Source organism: Pedobacter sp. KH_004, assembly GCF_057840755.1.
The window spans coordinates 3,593,531-3,608,613 of record NZ_CM174519.1; the positions used below are offsets into that span (position 1 = coordinate 3,593,531).

Sequence of the window (15,083 nt, forward strand, 5' to 3'; positions counted from 1 at the left end):
AAATGTACGAATTTGAAGCGTCTATCTTTTTATCAAATGCTTTTCAACAGCCTTTTTCCAAATGGCGTAACCCGCAGCATTCATGTGTAACATATCACCCACAAACAATTCAGGACGGTTTTGCCCATCCCTGGTAAGCATTAAAGGATAGATATCTACATATTTGGCATCAACCTGTTCGCTTATAAATTTTTTGATCAATGCATTGGAAGCAACGGCCTTTTCTCTAAACTTATCTCTACTCGGACTTGGTTTTATCGAAATATAAACGATGGGCACATTTGGCAATTTTGCTCTGATGGAATTAAATAATCTTATGGTTCTGTTGAGTACACTATCTGCTGTCGTTTTAGGATCTGGAAGATCATTTTCACCAACATACAATACAATTTGGCGTGGGTGATAGGGGAAAACGATATCGTTTAAATAGTAGGTAATATCGTTGGTAACTGCGCCGCCAATACCACGGTTCAAAGCGTTATATTTTGCGAAAACCTGCGTTAAGTCATCCCATTTTCTTATTGATGAACTGCCTACAAACAAAACTGGGTGAACCGGCGGTTGAAACATTTTATCGTACTTTTTAATCGTTTGTACATCGTCCCAAAATGGAGGCTTCGATTGGCTGAACGCAGTAAGTAAAACAAGTTGTAAGAGCAGTAGTGTAAAAAATATTTTTTTCATATTAATCGTCATTGTTCAATTGCACAAGATAACAATCATCAAATGAAATTTATATAAAAAGACTGTGACTGACTTGCCGCGTGATTAATTAGCTATTTCTTGGTCATTATTTCCTGGACTCCTTCTGTCAGCTTTTTAACTTTCATATACCCAGCCATAGAGGTATTTCTTTTATCTAAGTTAATTTCGAGCCATCCAGAGTTAGCTTTTAAATTGAATATATCCTCTCCATTCAAATTCACTAACAAATCGATATTTTGCTCGAGTGGTAGTTTATTGTTTAATGCACTGTCTAAATATTCGTTTAATTGGCGGGTTTTAGCTTCATCAAATTTTGCTGTAAACTTAAATGCTGTATTGGTATCTACAGTTTTCAGGGATAAATTTCCTCCCTTCGTTTTGCAGCCAAAGCTAAAAGATGCCAATAAAATTGAAGTAATGTATAATAATATTTTCATGTTGATTTGTTTTAGTTACTGATTAATAATTGTTCAATTGCTAATCCACTCAAGACTGTGGACTCCAAACTCCCCACTCCAAGCTAAGAACCAGCTCTGTTTTTAATATCCTCCGTAGCCGTATTTCTCGATCTGGCCGACTTCACATTTTGGTTTCCGAAACCATAGCTAATGCTAAAATTCGCTCTTCTGCTGGTGTAACGATTGGTAACGGTCATATTCACATTCTGATAAATCAAACTTCCTGCCCAGTAATTCGTCAGAAATATATCGTCCATGTTTAATCGCAGCTTAAGCTTTTTATTGAGCACGCTTTTCTGAATTCCTGCGTTAAAGGCATATTGCGTAACTGTGGTTCGCTCTACACCAGAAACACGGGGTGTATTTAACCAAAAATTAATTTCTATGCTGAAGTTTTGGGGTAATGTAAAAGAACTGGAGCTGTATAAATTTACTGCTGCCTGGCCTGCGCTGTATGCTCCGCCTTCTAAATTGCCATCTTCAAATTTGCTATAATAAACGCTGGCATTGTTTTGCATATTCCACCATTTAGCAATCTTAATCGGCACGTACACACCAGCAGAGAAATTCTGGAAACGACCTAAGTTTTGCCTGATCACACTGATCACCCTGGTTTCATCATTTTGCTGACTAATTTGGGTAATCATATCTCGTGTATCTGAGTAACCTAATGTTAATGAAGCTTCCTTATAGCTATAATTAATTTCGAAGCTATTGGTAAATTGTGGTTTCAAATATGGATTTCCTTGATCCAAAGCCAATGGATCCATATAAAAAACAAAGGGGTTGAGCTGTTGATAATTAGGACGATCTACTCTCCTGCTGTAGGAATAACGAATATTATGCTTTTCGCTGATTTTTTGGTTAACAAATGCAGTAGGAAACAAGGAAAGGTAATTTCGCTCAACCTCTTTATTATCCGTAATCGAATTTCCGTTAGAGTGTGTATGTTCGGCTCTTAAACCAAGCTGGATTTGCCATACTTTCCACTCTTTAGAAAAGTTGGCATAAGCGGCATTAATGTTTTCTTTGTAAACGAAATTGTTCGATTTCCCTAAATCATTTTGCCAAACGCCTGATGAAAATTGTTCAGATAAAAAATCATTATTGGTTACCACATAACTACTTTTCAAGCCAGTTTCAATTTTCATTGTTTTAGAAAGTGGAAGCGTTAAGTCAGTTTTAGCGGCGTAAACATTAATTTTTGCATCGGTAGTATTACGCAAAGTTGTTTTATTGTCTGAGTTTCCATTGGCATTTAAATAGTTAGCCAAAAAATTCTCTTCCTTTTCATTGCTGAAACCCGAGTAATCCATATCGAAAGTTAAGCTCTTTCCATTTTTATCGAAATCGTGTTTAATATTAAAATTTGCCGTTAAATTGCTCGCTGGCGAAGTAGAATAAGCATCTTGCAGAATAGCACTTAAAGTGGATATTCCATTTTGCATTGCATTGATATTTGTGTTACTAAAATTGGTAAGCTTGGTTTTAACCGTATTGGCATCCAGCATTACTCCGAAAACAGTTTTCTCTGATGCATAATAATCCGTACCCAATTTGCCTTGAAAACCTAAACCCTTATTCTTACGATCGAAATTTTGAGTGAGTGAACTGGCCAAACCATTGGCTAAAGTGGTACGATTTAAGAATGTATTATTAAAATTCGATTTTCTGGCCATGGCGCCGTTCCCAAAAACATTCCATTTTCCTTGCCTATGATTTAAATTCAAATTTACTCCGGCACGGTATAAATCAGTTGGCGAATTGGGCATTAATCCTTGTCCGCCATTAAAAGAAATCGTTCCGTTCGTACCATAAGCTTTGTTTCTCTTTAGTTTGATGTTAATAATTCCTGCGTTTCCCGCAGCATCATACTTTGATGAAGGATTAGTGATCAATTCTATGGTAGAGATTTGTTCCGCACTCATATTGCTCAACAATGCGGTAACATCTGCCCCTGATAAGAAATTGGTTTTCCCATCGATCATAATTAAAACGCCCGATTTATTGTTGAGCTTAATTTGTTCACTTTGCCGATCAATCTGCACGCCTGGTGCTTTCTCCAAAACATCCAGGGCTGTTCCGCCAGTTGCGGTGATACTATTTTCTACGTTTAAAACTGTTTTATCAATTTGATGCTCAATAAATGGTTTTTTACCTGAAATACTTACTTCTTTCAATTGCTTGGTTAAACCTTCCAATTTAATATTGGGCATTTTTAAATCAGCTGTTAATAAAATTCGATCCGTTTTTAAACTTTTATAGCCTACAATAGAAACTGATAAAAGATAACTTCCGCTTTTTAACAGAGTAATTTCGTAATCTCCGTCTTGATTGCTGGAAACGCTTTTTACCACACTTGTATCTGCAAAGTTCATTACTCTAATGATGGCAAAAGGTAAAGCTGCCTCTTTTTCATCAACAATTTTCCCTGTTATTTTATTGAAATTTTGGGCAAAGGAAACCCCACACACCATTAGGCATGCCATTAGCACTAGTAACTTCTTCATGATATTTTCTTAATGCCTTTTGAGGCGAATTGAAACGCTGATGGTTTAATTATTATTTAGGCCAAGCTCTTCTTTAACTTCTTTGATCCTGTTTGATATCGAATCTTGATAGAGGCTATCGGCAGTTCTATCTTTCTGCGCAAATTCCAGGTCGATCAGCTCCTTCTTCAACTTTTTATTTTTTATAGCTTCCTCTTTCAATTGTGCAACACATTTCAAACCATCTTCGGTCATCATCCATGTGCTGTAATCGTTTTTATCATTTTCAATTTCGCCACAATCCCAGGTTCCATAATTGTTTAGGTATCTGTAAGTATCCTCCTTTAGAATCACCTTCGTACCCACCGGAATTTCTAGTTTTAGTCGAACCTCCTGGTTTCTCCAAATGGTTCCTTTTCTCAATTGAAAACGCGGATTGAAAACAAGATTAGAGTCTTTTAGGACATATTTATAATCGATGTTCTGCGCATTTTGTAAAGCACTTTGAAAAGTTTTCCCCTGCGATTCATATTTCTGCGTTAAGCGGGTAGCCAACGTTGCACTTTTTTCAATATCAATACGGATGTTGTTTGGCATTACAAAAGGTCCGTTCTCAAAATCTTCCGTAACAATTTGTCTTCTTTGGTTTGCATCAATACGGTAAGTCACGCTATCTTCCTTACTAAAATATTTGCTTCTATCAATATCAATTATATAGGTTTTATAAGATTTTAAATCGGCAGTTTGAGCCAATTCTGCATGTTGTTTAAACTCTGAAGAAATTTTAGCTGCGTGATAACCAGCCATTGCTACACCAACCAGCCAAATAATTAACAAAGCGAAAGAAAGTGTTTTATTAATAGCCTGTTTATTAAAAGCCACACGGATAGAAAACAATACCAAAGCTAAAATGGGTACAAAAAATACTATAAATGCACTGAATAATATTACACCTCTATTGCTTTCATCTACAATAGAGAATGGGAAATACTCATATACACTCGAATCCCAAAATCCTTGAAATGCGGCAAAACCAACAATTAACGATAGCAGAAATACGACTCCAAATAGTACAATAAAACCTGCTACAACCTTAAAGATGATTTTTCCTGTTCCAGAAATAAATCGCCCAAGCCAATCGAAAAATTCACCGATAAAAATGCCTATTTGTCCAAAGATGGATCCTGTGTGCTTGCCAGCAATGGCTAAACCTTGTTTAACAGCTAGTAATTCCTCATCCAAATTCTTTTGAAAACCCTGCAAGTTGGCCGGTTCGCCTTTCATTTCCATACGCTCGATACGCGATTTTGCTTTTGGCATAATAATCCAAAGGATTGCATAAATCAAAAAGCCTGCGCCACCTAAAAACAGTGTAAGCAAAGCCGCCACACGAATCCATTTTGCGTCGGTATTAACATAGTGCGCAATACCCGCACACACACCCGCAATCACCCGTTCATCCATATCGCGGTATAGTTTTTTCTCAGCCTGGAACTGATAATTGGTATTCGCAACCGGCTCTTCGTCGTTTTCTTCTACCGTATCAAAATCCTGTACACGACCCATTTGGGCAATCACTGCATTTACATCAACTGAGCTAACCACTTGTTTTTTCTGTTCTTCCAATTGCTCTGTTAATAACTCTGCAATTCGATTTTCGATATCCGTTACAATTTCTAAATCGTCAGCGTGGTTAACGAAATGTTGCTTCACTTCGTTTAAATAAACCTTTAAGAGTTCGTAGGCACTTTCTTCAATATGAATAATCGTATTCCCAATATTTATGATGATGGTCTTTTCCATTTCCTTTTTTACTATTTATGAATTGGCTCCTTTTTGTGAAACACCTACAGCATAAGCCAACTCTTGCCAGGTTTGATCTAATTGTGATAAAATATCTTTACCAACTTGGGTTAAGGTATAATATTTACGGGGTGGGCCTGAGGTAGATTCTACCCAGTTGTAGCTTAACAAACCATTGTTTTTAAGCCTGGTTAATAATGGATATAATGTGCCCTCTACCACCAATAGTTTTGCCGTCCTTAATTCGGCAATAATATCCGAAGCGTAAATTTCGCCACGTGAGATGATTGATAAAACACAGTATTCCAGAATTCCCTTCCGCATTTGTGTTTGCGTATTTTCTGCTATCATAATACAAAGATATATGTTTTATATTGTACTATGCAATACATAGTACTAAAATAAATTTAAATATCAATATAACCAATTGATTTAAAGTGTTTTAATTTTATTCAAGAATTTATAAGTATTTAATTTTAATGTGAAATCACTAAATTTTATGGAAAGCAAAGACATTAATTCTTCGGTTTTAGCAGTCCCACTATCCCCTTATAGTCCCAATTTTGGAAGAAAAATTGGGAGCTATTTGACTCTATCGGGTTTAGTTTGGTTAGGTTCGTGCAAGAAAAGCGGATACAACTTCATTAAAAAAAACCTAGCCTTGAAATTGTTCTCAGAAATAATAAGTCGGCATTCCATGCAGAAATCTTAAATCGATTGCTGTTTCTACGCTAAGTCATTTACAACTAAACCAAGGCTGTGTTTTGAATTAAAAAATAAAGACAAACAAATCACTACAAACAAGGTAGATTTAATATATTTTAATAATTTTGTGGCATATTAACTTTGTTCATGAAAAAATCTATTGCCAGCATTGTTGCAGAGGCAAACGAAAGTGGAGAGGGCTCACTCAAAAGAACCTTAGGTCCGATTAATTTAATACTTATAGGCGTAGGTTTAACACTTGGTGCCGGGCTATTTTCTATTACAGGTTTGGCAGCAGCCAATCATTCTGGTCCGGCGGTTACCCTTTCTTTTGTAATTGCAGCCTTAGGTTGTGGCTTTGCGGCTTTGTGCTATGCAGAATTTGCCTCGATGATACCCGTTGCCGGTAGCGCCTACACCTACTCTTACGCTACAATGGGCGAGCTTTTTGCCTGGATTATTGGCTGGGATTTAGTGCTCGAATATTCAGTTGGTTGTGCAACGGTAGCCATTAGCTGGTCGCAATATTTAACCCGCTTTTTGGGCAGTTTAGGAATTTATTTGCCCCCACAGCTTACCCTCTCTCCTTTCGAAACGGCTAAACTTGCCGATGGATCTACGGTTAATGGAATTATAAATATCCCTGCTGCACTAGTGGTAGTTATAATGACTGCAATTTTGATCAGAGGTACAAAAGGATCGGCAATTGTAAATGGAATCATCGTATTTTTAAAGGTGGGCGTGGTTTTGGTTTTCATCGCGTTAGGCTGGCAATATATCGATCCTGCAAATTATCACCCATACATCCCGGAAAATACCGGCACCTTCGGGCAGTTCGGCTGGAGCGGAATTTTACGAGGGGCAGGATTGGTTTTCTTCGTTTTTATTGGCTTTGACGCAGTAGCAGCTTCGGCCCAAGAAACTAAAAACCCAGGAAGAGATTTACCGATAGGCATTATTGGCTCGCTGTTAGTCTGTACAGTTTTATTTGGTTTATTTGGCCATGTAATGACAGGCTTAGCCAACTACAAGGAATTTGCCAACAGTGGCGCACCAGTGGCCATCGCTATCGAAAAAACACCTTATGGCTGGTTAAGTCAGGCGATAATATTGGCGATTTTAATCGGTTACACTTCGGTTATTCTAATTGATTTAATGGCACAATCGCGAATGTTTTATTCTATAAGTAAAGATGGCTTATTACCCAAAATGTTTTCTGATGTTCACTCGAAATTTAAAACCCCGTGGAAATCAAACATCATTCTATGTATTTTCATATCCCTTTTTGCAGCATTTGTACCGATGAATGTGGTGGGCGAAATGACAAGTATCGGAACATTGCTTGCGTTTTTGATGGTTTGTGTAGGTATTCTAATCTTACGGAAAACTGATCCGGAAGCGAAACGCCCTTTTAGAGTTCCTTTGGTCCCAATAATTCCTATTTTAGGGATTTTAACATGCGTAGCGATGATGATATTTTTACCCGCCGATACCTGGATTCGGCTTATCGTTTGGTTAGGAATTGGTTTAGCTATTTATTTCTTTTACGGAAAAAAACATAGCAAAATACGGGCAAAATAACACACAGCCTAATTATGGTTTGTTGCTTTTTATCTACAATTGTAATTAATTGTAAAACAATATCTTGACAATTCGCGACTAAAATCGGAAGTAGTTAACAAATAATAATAAGTTATCCACAATTTATTAAAATGTATAAATCGTGGCTTAGGATTTGAAATAGAAAAAATACCTATTTAAAATATTTTCCTATGATACTTAAATTAGACACTTCCGTTTTTAAACTTAGCAGACATAAAGCTGAAACCATTAAAAAAGTGGCAACTCCGCTGACAAAACAACAGTGGGTTACTGCCGACAGAATAGTAATGGCTGCCATGTTTATTTTCACAGCTCTTGGTGCTGTTTTATTCTAGTTTCTGATGATCCTTAAAAATCTTCACCAATCAATTCTTTATTTATCATCACAGCAGCCAAAGTTCCACTTGCTGTTATCACAGAAAGCGACCTAAACAAGGTTGTACAATCCCCTGCGGCATAAACACCCTTAACAGTTGTTTGCTGTTGTTCATCAATTTTTACTGTTTTCAGTTCTGTTAGCTCAAAGCCCAATTGTTGATCAAAATTTATATGCTGATCCACCTCTGGCCTCATATAAACGGCTTTCAATTTTAGCTCATTCCGATTTTTAAATTTTACAGTTTCTAAGCTTCCATCAGTATGTTCCAATTCCTCAATTTCATCTTCAACAATTTTGATTGATTTTGACAGTAGCTTATCGGTTTGCGCAAGAGTTAAAGCTGATTTGCCATTGGTTAAAATTGTTAGGTCTTTATTCCAAAGATTTAAATTTTTTGCCATTTCAAAAGCATGATCTCCATTCATGAACAAGCCTATTTTTTCATCTTTAACTTCAAAACCATGGCAATATGGGCAATGAATAACCGAAATCGCCCAACATTCTTTTAAGCCTTTGATATCCGGTAAATTATCTTTTAAACCGGTTGCCAAAAGTAACTTCCGAGAGGTGAAACGATTACCGTTATTAAGTTCAATCTGAAACACATTCTCTATTTTTTTAGCTACTAACACCTCCCCATCTAAAAATTCTACGGTTGGATATTTAAGGACTTCAGCCTTAGCTATCGAACTGATCTGAGCAGGAGTTTGCCCATCGTGGGTAAGAAAATTATGTGAATGTGGCGTCTGTTTATTGCAAGGTTTGCTAGCATCAACTACCAAAACTTTTCTGGTTGCTCGTCCTAAAGTAAGTGCAGCCGACAATCCTGCATAACTACCTCCAATAATAATTACATCATAATCCATATCAATCTATTTTGATCAAAAATGAAAATAAATAAACATAAATGCAATATTGTTGCATTAAATAATTGTCATTTTTTATAGACCGTAGCTGCGATAAAATGGCCGTAGTAAAAGCGTTGTTCGATTATCTCATATTGGTGGTTTTCAAAATAGGGATTCATATCTACTAGTTTCTTTGCCTCCACATTGCTAATTACACTAAAAAACGTATACATCGTTTTCAGAAAAAATTGCTGCCACCATTTCCCATTAGTGGATTGTGTAACAAAATCGACCATTAACCATAAGCCGTTATCCTTAATAGCTGAATTCAGTTTTCTAAAAACTTCACTGCATCTTTCTGGCGAAAAATTATCGAATAAAAATGGGGTCATGATGACATCGAAATATCCATCGGCGCTAAACTCTTCAACGCCAGAATGAACAAATACCACATCGTTATCGCCGCAATTGCGGGCTTTGGAAAGCGCAATCATTTTCGAAGATATTTCCACATAAGTGATTTTCAAACCTGATTGCTGGCGTTTTGCTATTTCTTCTAAAATCCATCCAGTGCCGCCGCCAACAATTAAAAGCCTACTATTTGGAGTAATATATCTGAGCTGATTTATTTGGGCCTTGCCCTGTGATTTTCCAAATACCAGCCGACTTAAGAAATCGTAATATTTTGCAATTCTATCGTAGTTATTGATCATTGTAAGTGGCTACAAAAATAATTAATGCACAAATTGCATTCCCAGTATGCCGCAAAGTGCTTTGATTAAGATTAATCCATCTATCACCATTAAATAGTAAAGAATATTTTTACGCTTATGCATAGAATATGCCACGTAAATGGTTAGTAAAAATGGAAAAATGTTGCAAAGCACCTGAGGAAGGCCAAAATCTTTGTAACTAGCAAAAACTCCAAGAGAAATTAAGCCAACCAACAATAGGGGAATTAAGATACTAAAAATAGTTTTCCGCAAGCCGTAACGCACCACAAAAGTTCTTAAATGCTTATTGGCATCGGTAGGATAATCTTTGATATCGAATATAATGGCGTTAACGGTGCAAAACATCCAGTTTTTAACAAAAAGCCAAGTCCATAGCACAGAATCATGATAATCAATACCGGTTTCTATTTTGAGCATAATTAGCGGTAGAACATTTGCACAACACGCCCAAACAAAGCCAATAACAAATGCCTTTAACCAACCAGTGTTTCGAAGATTAAATTTCAAAAAAGACTTCGGCAATAGGCCATAATAGAGTGCCGCAGCCACCACAACAGTTATAATAGCGCCCCAATAGATTGCCGGAAGTGTTAAAAAATGATGTAAGTTTTGATAAAGTAAATTTATCGCCAAAATAACGCAGAGCACAAAAAGCAATAACTGACTGATATTGATTAGTTTTTTGTGTTCAAAGTACCACTGTGTTCTTGGGTTTGTAGTTGATGGTTGAGTGGAAACTTTATTATAAGCATATGTATAATAAATAGTTGGAGCTAAAAATAATAGCAGGTAATAATTTAATGAATTAAAGGGCAGCCTTAATTGAAAACTGGCTTCCAATGTTAACGCTACAGCAAGGATGCCGACGAAATAGTTTCCGAAAAAGATAAAGCGGATTATTTTAGTTGACATCAGCTTTCATTTTGCATGAGGCAATTTCGGATATAATATTGATTTAAAATATAAAAATCCATAAAAAAAGCCTCTCAGTTCCTAGAAGGCTTAGTGTGGGTTTCCTAAATTCCAAATTGATCTAATTGCCTTAATTCAGTTGAAAAAATTAATTTTTCTATCAGCTTTTTGCTTTTCCAAGATTTAATTTGCTTTTCCATCTAAAAGGCATCGTTCTTCAAATCGAAACTTCGCGTCCAAACAATCTTCCAGTCACCTGTATGACCATTAAAACCAGAGTGATTTGAATTATGTGTTTTTAATCTAGATTCGATATTACTAGTTGAGCCAACATAGTATTTATCACGGATTTTCGAATACACACATATATATGTTGAGAACATTTTTAAAGGTATGCAAAATCTCAACTAATCAAAAAAGCTTCTCAAAGGCTCAGTGTGGAAAATGAGGGGTTCGAACCCCCGATCCTCCCGACTGATAATGTCGGGATGCTCTGAACTAGCTTACCTAGTTTCATTAAATAAAAAAGCCTCTCAGTTTCCTGAAAAGCTTAGTGTGGGAAATGAGGGGTTCGAACCCCCGACCCCCTCGGTGTAAACGAGGTGCTCTGAACCAGCTGAGCTAATTTCCCTTTGAAAAAAGGCTTTATTATAAATCTTTCAAATCCTTGAAAGTAAGTGTGGGAAATGAGGGGTTCGAACCCCCGACCCCCTCGGTGTAAACGAGGTGCTCTGAACCAGCTGAGCTAATTTCCCTTTCCTTTTGGGAATGCAAATATAGTGCTATAATATTGTTTCGCAAATCTTTTTTAATTTTTTTCAGCTCAACAAAGTTTCTAAAATTTTGTGCGATTGTACTTCGCCAAAAGAGGAAGTATGTAAGGTATAGAAAACCAATATCTTATCCAACAGAAACCGCCGCTGATTGTTGCTCATCATGATCTCTGAAATTTTTTCCAGTGAGGTTTCAAATAATAAAACAAACCCTAATGCATCTTCTAACTGAAGGTAATTTGCATGAATGGGCACCCTAGAAACGAACTCCCCTTCCTGTAAATCAAAATAAAGCTGATCATTTCTTCGCTTTGCATTTGGTGAAAAGCCTAGAAAACGGGTTAATTTTAAAAGAAATGACAGGTGAAAATTTGGATTTATTTCTTCAGCTTCATCAAACCAGGCTATAGCGTTAAAAATATAATCAAACAAGTTTTCATCAGCCGATTGCTGTCGGATACTTTTGTATAGCACTTCATTTAGAAAAATAACAATGCTGGTTTTAATGATGTCATAAGGAATACTTTTAAAAACAGGCGTTTGCCTCACTTCAGAAACCCGTTGAATATTGGTGTTTGCCTTATGATAGACAACCATATCAAGCAAATGAAGGGATTGTAACATATTCATTTTAACCTTAGCTTTTGGCTTTTTAACACCGTTTATAAGGTAAGATTGCATACCAAATTTATCGGTTAGCACTTGTACAATTACACTGCTTTCGCTGTAATTGGTCGTCTTTAAAACTATACCCCTCACTTTATGCAACATGCTGCCCAAACATTTTTTTCAAAAGTATGTTATTTGTGCAAAATAAATTGAGCAAAAAAACACTCCAATTTGTAAATAAGATTAGTTTTGCCCTTATCATTAAAATTAAACTAGATAACACATGTGGGTTAAGCTATCAAGGTTTATTCTTCAGAACCGTATTGCAATCATAATATTTTTCGTACTGGGTACAGTTTTTATGGCCTACCAAGCCAAAAATGTAAAACTTTCCTATACGGGAAGCAAAATTTTGCCTGTTACCGATAGCGCATTTATAAAATACAATAACTTCAAGAAAACCTTCGGAGAAGACGGAAGTGTAATGGTGGTTGGGATTCAATCGCCCAATATCTTTAAAAAAGATGTTTACAATCACTGGGTTCAACTCTCCAATGAAATCCAGAAATTAAAAGGTATAAAAGCAGTTTTATCTTCAGGACGGATTTTCCAATTAGAGAAAGATACCGTTGAGCAAAAGTTTGTTTTAAAAGCTATTCCAAATGGGGCGGTAAAAACCGATTCGGAAATGGACTCGATAAAAAAGGCCTTGTTTAATACGCCATTTTTTGAAGGATTAGTTTACAATAAACAGAATGCCACTCTAATGGCAATCACATTTGACACCAAAATACTCAACTCTGCAGAACGGAATCCTATTTTAAAACAGATTGAAGAAAAAGCTAAAGCTTTTGAATCAAAAACCAAGATTCTGGTACATATTTCGGGCTTGCCTTACATCCGTACCGCAGTTAGCAAATTGGTTAGTAATGAGTTTGTTTTGTTTTTAGGATTATCGATTCTAGTATCTGCCATTATTCTACTGATTTTTTTCAGAAAATTCTACGCTGTTTTCTTCCCGATTCTGGTGGTAGTAATGGGCGTAATTTGGAGCATTGGTACTTTGGTATTATTCGGCTTCGAGTTAACAATTTTAACAGGATTAATTCCGCCGCTGATTGTAATTATCGGTATACCAAACAGTATCTTGCTGCTTAACAAGTATCAAAACGAATTAAGAAAAGGTGTTTCGAAAGAACAGGCATTAAGCGTTACCATCGAAAGGATCGCAGTTACCACACTTATTGCCAATATTACTGCAGCCATTGGTTTTGGCGTGTTATACTTTACAGCAAGCGAATTACTGATGCAGTTTGGTAGCGTTGCATCGATAAATGTAATGATTACCTGGTTGATGTGTCTATGCCTAATTCCGATTATTTTCAGCTATTTGCCAGCGCCTAAACTGAAAGCCCAAAACCATGTTGAAGAAGGTTTTCTACATAAACTACTGGTTAAAACAGATCTGGTTGTTCAACATAAAAGTAGCTTAATTTATATCGGCACGATTGTAATCTCTATCATTGCTTTAATAGGAATAATGAAAATTAATGTGAATGGATATGTTGTAGATGACTTACCAAAAAGCTCGACAATTTTAAGGGATTTAAAATTCTTTGAGAAAAATTTTGAGGGGATTTTGCCACTTGAAGTGAGCGTAGACACCAAAAAAAAGAATGGTGTTTTCAATCTGACGAATTTGAAAAGGATGGAAAAAATGGAGAAAATGATTGCTGCCTATCCAGAATTTTCGCGTTCTATTTCAGTTAACATGGGATTGAAATACGCTACACAGGCTTTTTACAACAACGATACTGCATTTTTCCGTTTGCCGGATAATATGGAGAAAAACTTTATTCTAGCATACATTGCCAGCGGAGGGAAAGGAAACGCAAGCTTATTAACCAACTTCGTGAGCAAAGGCAATCAAAATACCAGGATTAGTTTTCAGATGGCAGATGTGGGGTCCAAACGTTTAGATGCAATAATGGCTGAACTAAAACCACGTATTGATAGCATTTTGCCTCCCGATAAGTTTGATGTGGAATTAACGGGTTCGAGCATTATCTTTTCTAAAGGAACGGATTACATGTTGAAACATTTGTTCGAAAGTATTGGCTTGGCAATTGTGTTAATCTCACTTTTACGTCTGGCGCAATTCAAAAGCGTGGGCATTATGTTTATTTCCTTGCTACCGAATATCGTTCCATTGATTATTACCGCTGGAATTATGGGCTATTTTGGGATTTCCCTTAAACCCTCAACCATTTTAATTTTCACTATTGCTTTTGGATTGGCATCAGATCAAACCATATATTTCCTAACCCGTTACCAGCAAGAACTAAACTTGACTAACTATTCTGTTCCGAAAGTAATTACCGATACCATTACGGAAACAGGGGTAAGCATGACACACATTGCGTTGATTCTGTTCTTCGGTTTCGGCATTTTTACCGCTTCTACCTTTGGGGGCACAGTAATTTTGGGGTTACTACTTTCGATAACATTATTTGTAGCCTTGATTTTTAACCTTACCTTATTACCTGCTTTGGTTTTGTGGCTGGACAAAAAGAAAGTTAGGAAAGTGATTTCTGATGAAGAATCGGCAAAAAATGCTGGTGAGTTTGACCATTAGGAAATTTCAAACCTTATAGGTCTATTTACTATATTTAGGTAAAAATTGACATGAAATATTTAGATAAATTTCATCCCGACAATTTTTACCACATCTTTAATCACGCTGTTGGCAAAGAAAATCTTTTAAAAAATCACGATAATTATATTTTTCCCTTTCCAGGCTCGATAACTATTTATCGCCGATAGCAAAAACTTTTTGTTATTGCTTGATGCCCAATCATTTTCACCTCCTCATCCAAATCAGAGATGAAAATACGATAAGAATTTCAGCTAACAACTATGATGAAAGCTTTGATTTTCATAAGTTTATCATGCAAAAGCTGAGCAATTTCCTCAACAGTTACGCCAAAGCATTTAATAAGCAGAGAAATAGAAAAGGCGCACTTTTCTTAGATTTTACTAAAAGAATTAAAATTTAAGATGAATCGT

General features: G+C 36.2%; 13 protein-coding genes and 2 tRNA genes. 3 read left to right on the forward strand and 12 right to left on the reverse strand.

What is annotated here, in order from left to right; genetic code table 11:
- Positions 1-21 precede the first annotated feature (21 nt).
- From AC3ITD_RS15385 to AC3ITD_RS15405, 5 genes are all read right to left on the reverse strand, one after another.
- Entirely contained in the window at positions 22-684 is a 663-nt protein-coding gene (locus tag AC3ITD_RS15385) for a GDSL-type esterase/lipase family protein (protein WP_489361040.1), read from the reverse strand.
- Between the two features lie 92 nt (positions 685-776).
- On the reverse strand, positions 777-1,142 hold the full coding sequence (locus tag AC3ITD_RS15390) for a hypothetical protein (RefSeq protein WP_489361042.1): 366 nt from the start codon (positions 1,140-1,142) through the stop codon (positions 777-779).
- A gap of 83 nt (positions 1,143-1,225) precedes the next feature.
- Positions 1,226-3,673, reverse strand: a complete 2,448-nt coding sequence (locus AC3ITD_RS15395; RefSeq protein ID WP_489361044.1) for an outer membrane beta-barrel protein — start codon at positions 3,671-3,673, stop codon at positions 1,226-1,228.
- Between the two features lie 45 nt (positions 3,674-3,718).
- Positions 3,719-5,455, reverse strand: a complete 1,737-nt coding sequence (locus AC3ITD_RS15400; RefSeq protein WP_265801761.1) for a PspC domain-containing protein — start codon at positions 5,453-5,455, stop codon at positions 3,719-3,721.
- Positions 5,456-5,470: 15 nt separating this feature from the next.
- A complete protein-coding gene (locus tag AC3ITD_RS15405) occupies positions 5,471-5,806 on the reverse strand; it encodes a PadR family transcriptional regulator (RefSeq protein ID WP_056848457.1) in 336 nt (111 codons plus the stop codon).
- A 501-nt stretch (positions 5,807-6,307) separates the two neighbouring features.
- Between AC3ITD_RS15405 and AC3ITD_RS15410 the strand changes: the two genes are divergently transcribed.
- Both AC3ITD_RS15410 and AC3ITD_RS15415 read left to right on the forward strand, forming a co-directional pair.
- Positions 6,308-7,741 (forward strand): amino acid permease, encoded by a 1,434-nt coding sequence (locus AC3ITD_RS15410; RefSeq protein ID WP_489361047.1) that lies wholly within the window; start codon positions 6,308-6,310, stop codon positions 7,739-7,741.
- Between the two features lie 191 nt (positions 7,742-7,932).
- Positions 7,933-8,097, forward strand: coding sequence for a hypothetical protein (locus AC3ITD_RS15415; RefSeq protein ID WP_489361049.1), 165 nt, complete (start codon positions 7,933-7,935; stop codon positions 8,095-8,097).
- Between the two features lie 13 nt (positions 8,098-8,110).
- Here the strand turns inward: AC3ITD_RS15415 and AC3ITD_RS15420 are convergent, their stop codons facing one another.
- From AC3ITD_RS15420 to recO, 7 genes are all read right to left on the reverse strand, one after another.
- Complete coding sequence (locus AC3ITD_RS15420) at positions 8,111-9,007, reverse strand: NAD(P)/FAD-dependent oxidoreductase (protein ID WP_489361051.1); 897 nt, start codon at positions 9,005-9,007, stop codon at positions 8,111-8,113.
- A 68-nt stretch (positions 9,008-9,075) separates the two neighbouring features.
- On the reverse strand, positions 9,076-9,702 hold the full coding sequence (locus tag AC3ITD_RS15425) for a class I SAM-dependent methyltransferase (protein WP_265801766.1): 627 nt from the start codon (positions 9,700-9,702) through the stop codon (positions 9,076-9,078).
- Positions 9,703-9,723: 21 nt separating this feature from the next.
- Entirely contained in the window at positions 9,724-10,635 is a 912-nt protein-coding gene (locus tag AC3ITD_RS15430; RefSeq protein WP_489361054.1) for a UbiA prenyltransferase family protein, read from the reverse strand.
- 200 nt (positions 10,636-10,835) lie between these two features.
- Complete coding sequence (locus AC3ITD_RS15435) at positions 10,836-11,018, reverse strand: GIY-YIG nuclease family protein (protein WP_265801768.1); 183 nt, start codon at positions 11,016-11,018, stop codon at positions 10,836-10,838.
- Positions 11,019-11,191: 173 nt separating this feature from the next.
- Positions 11,192-11,266, reverse strand: a tRNA-Val gene (locus tag AC3ITD_RS15440).
- 49 nt (positions 11,267-11,315) lie between these two features.
- Positions 11,316-11,390: transfer RNA gene (locus AC3ITD_RS15445), tRNA-Val, on the reverse strand.
- Positions 11,391-11,453: 63 nt separating this feature from the next.
- On the reverse strand, positions 11,454-12,179 hold the full coding sequence (gene recO, locus AC3ITD_RS15450; RefSeq protein ID WP_265801769.1) for a DNA repair protein RecO: 726 nt from the start codon (positions 12,177-12,179) through the stop codon (positions 11,454-11,456).
- A 121-nt stretch (positions 12,180-12,300) separates the two neighbouring features.
- Between recO and AC3ITD_RS15455 the strand changes: the two genes are divergently transcribed.
- Complete coding sequence (locus tag AC3ITD_RS15455) at positions 12,301-14,652, forward strand: efflux RND transporter permease subunit (protein ID WP_489361057.1); 2,352 nt, start codon at positions 12,301-12,303, stop codon at positions 14,650-14,652.
- The last annotated feature ends 431 nt before the right edge of the window (positions 14,653-15,083 follow it).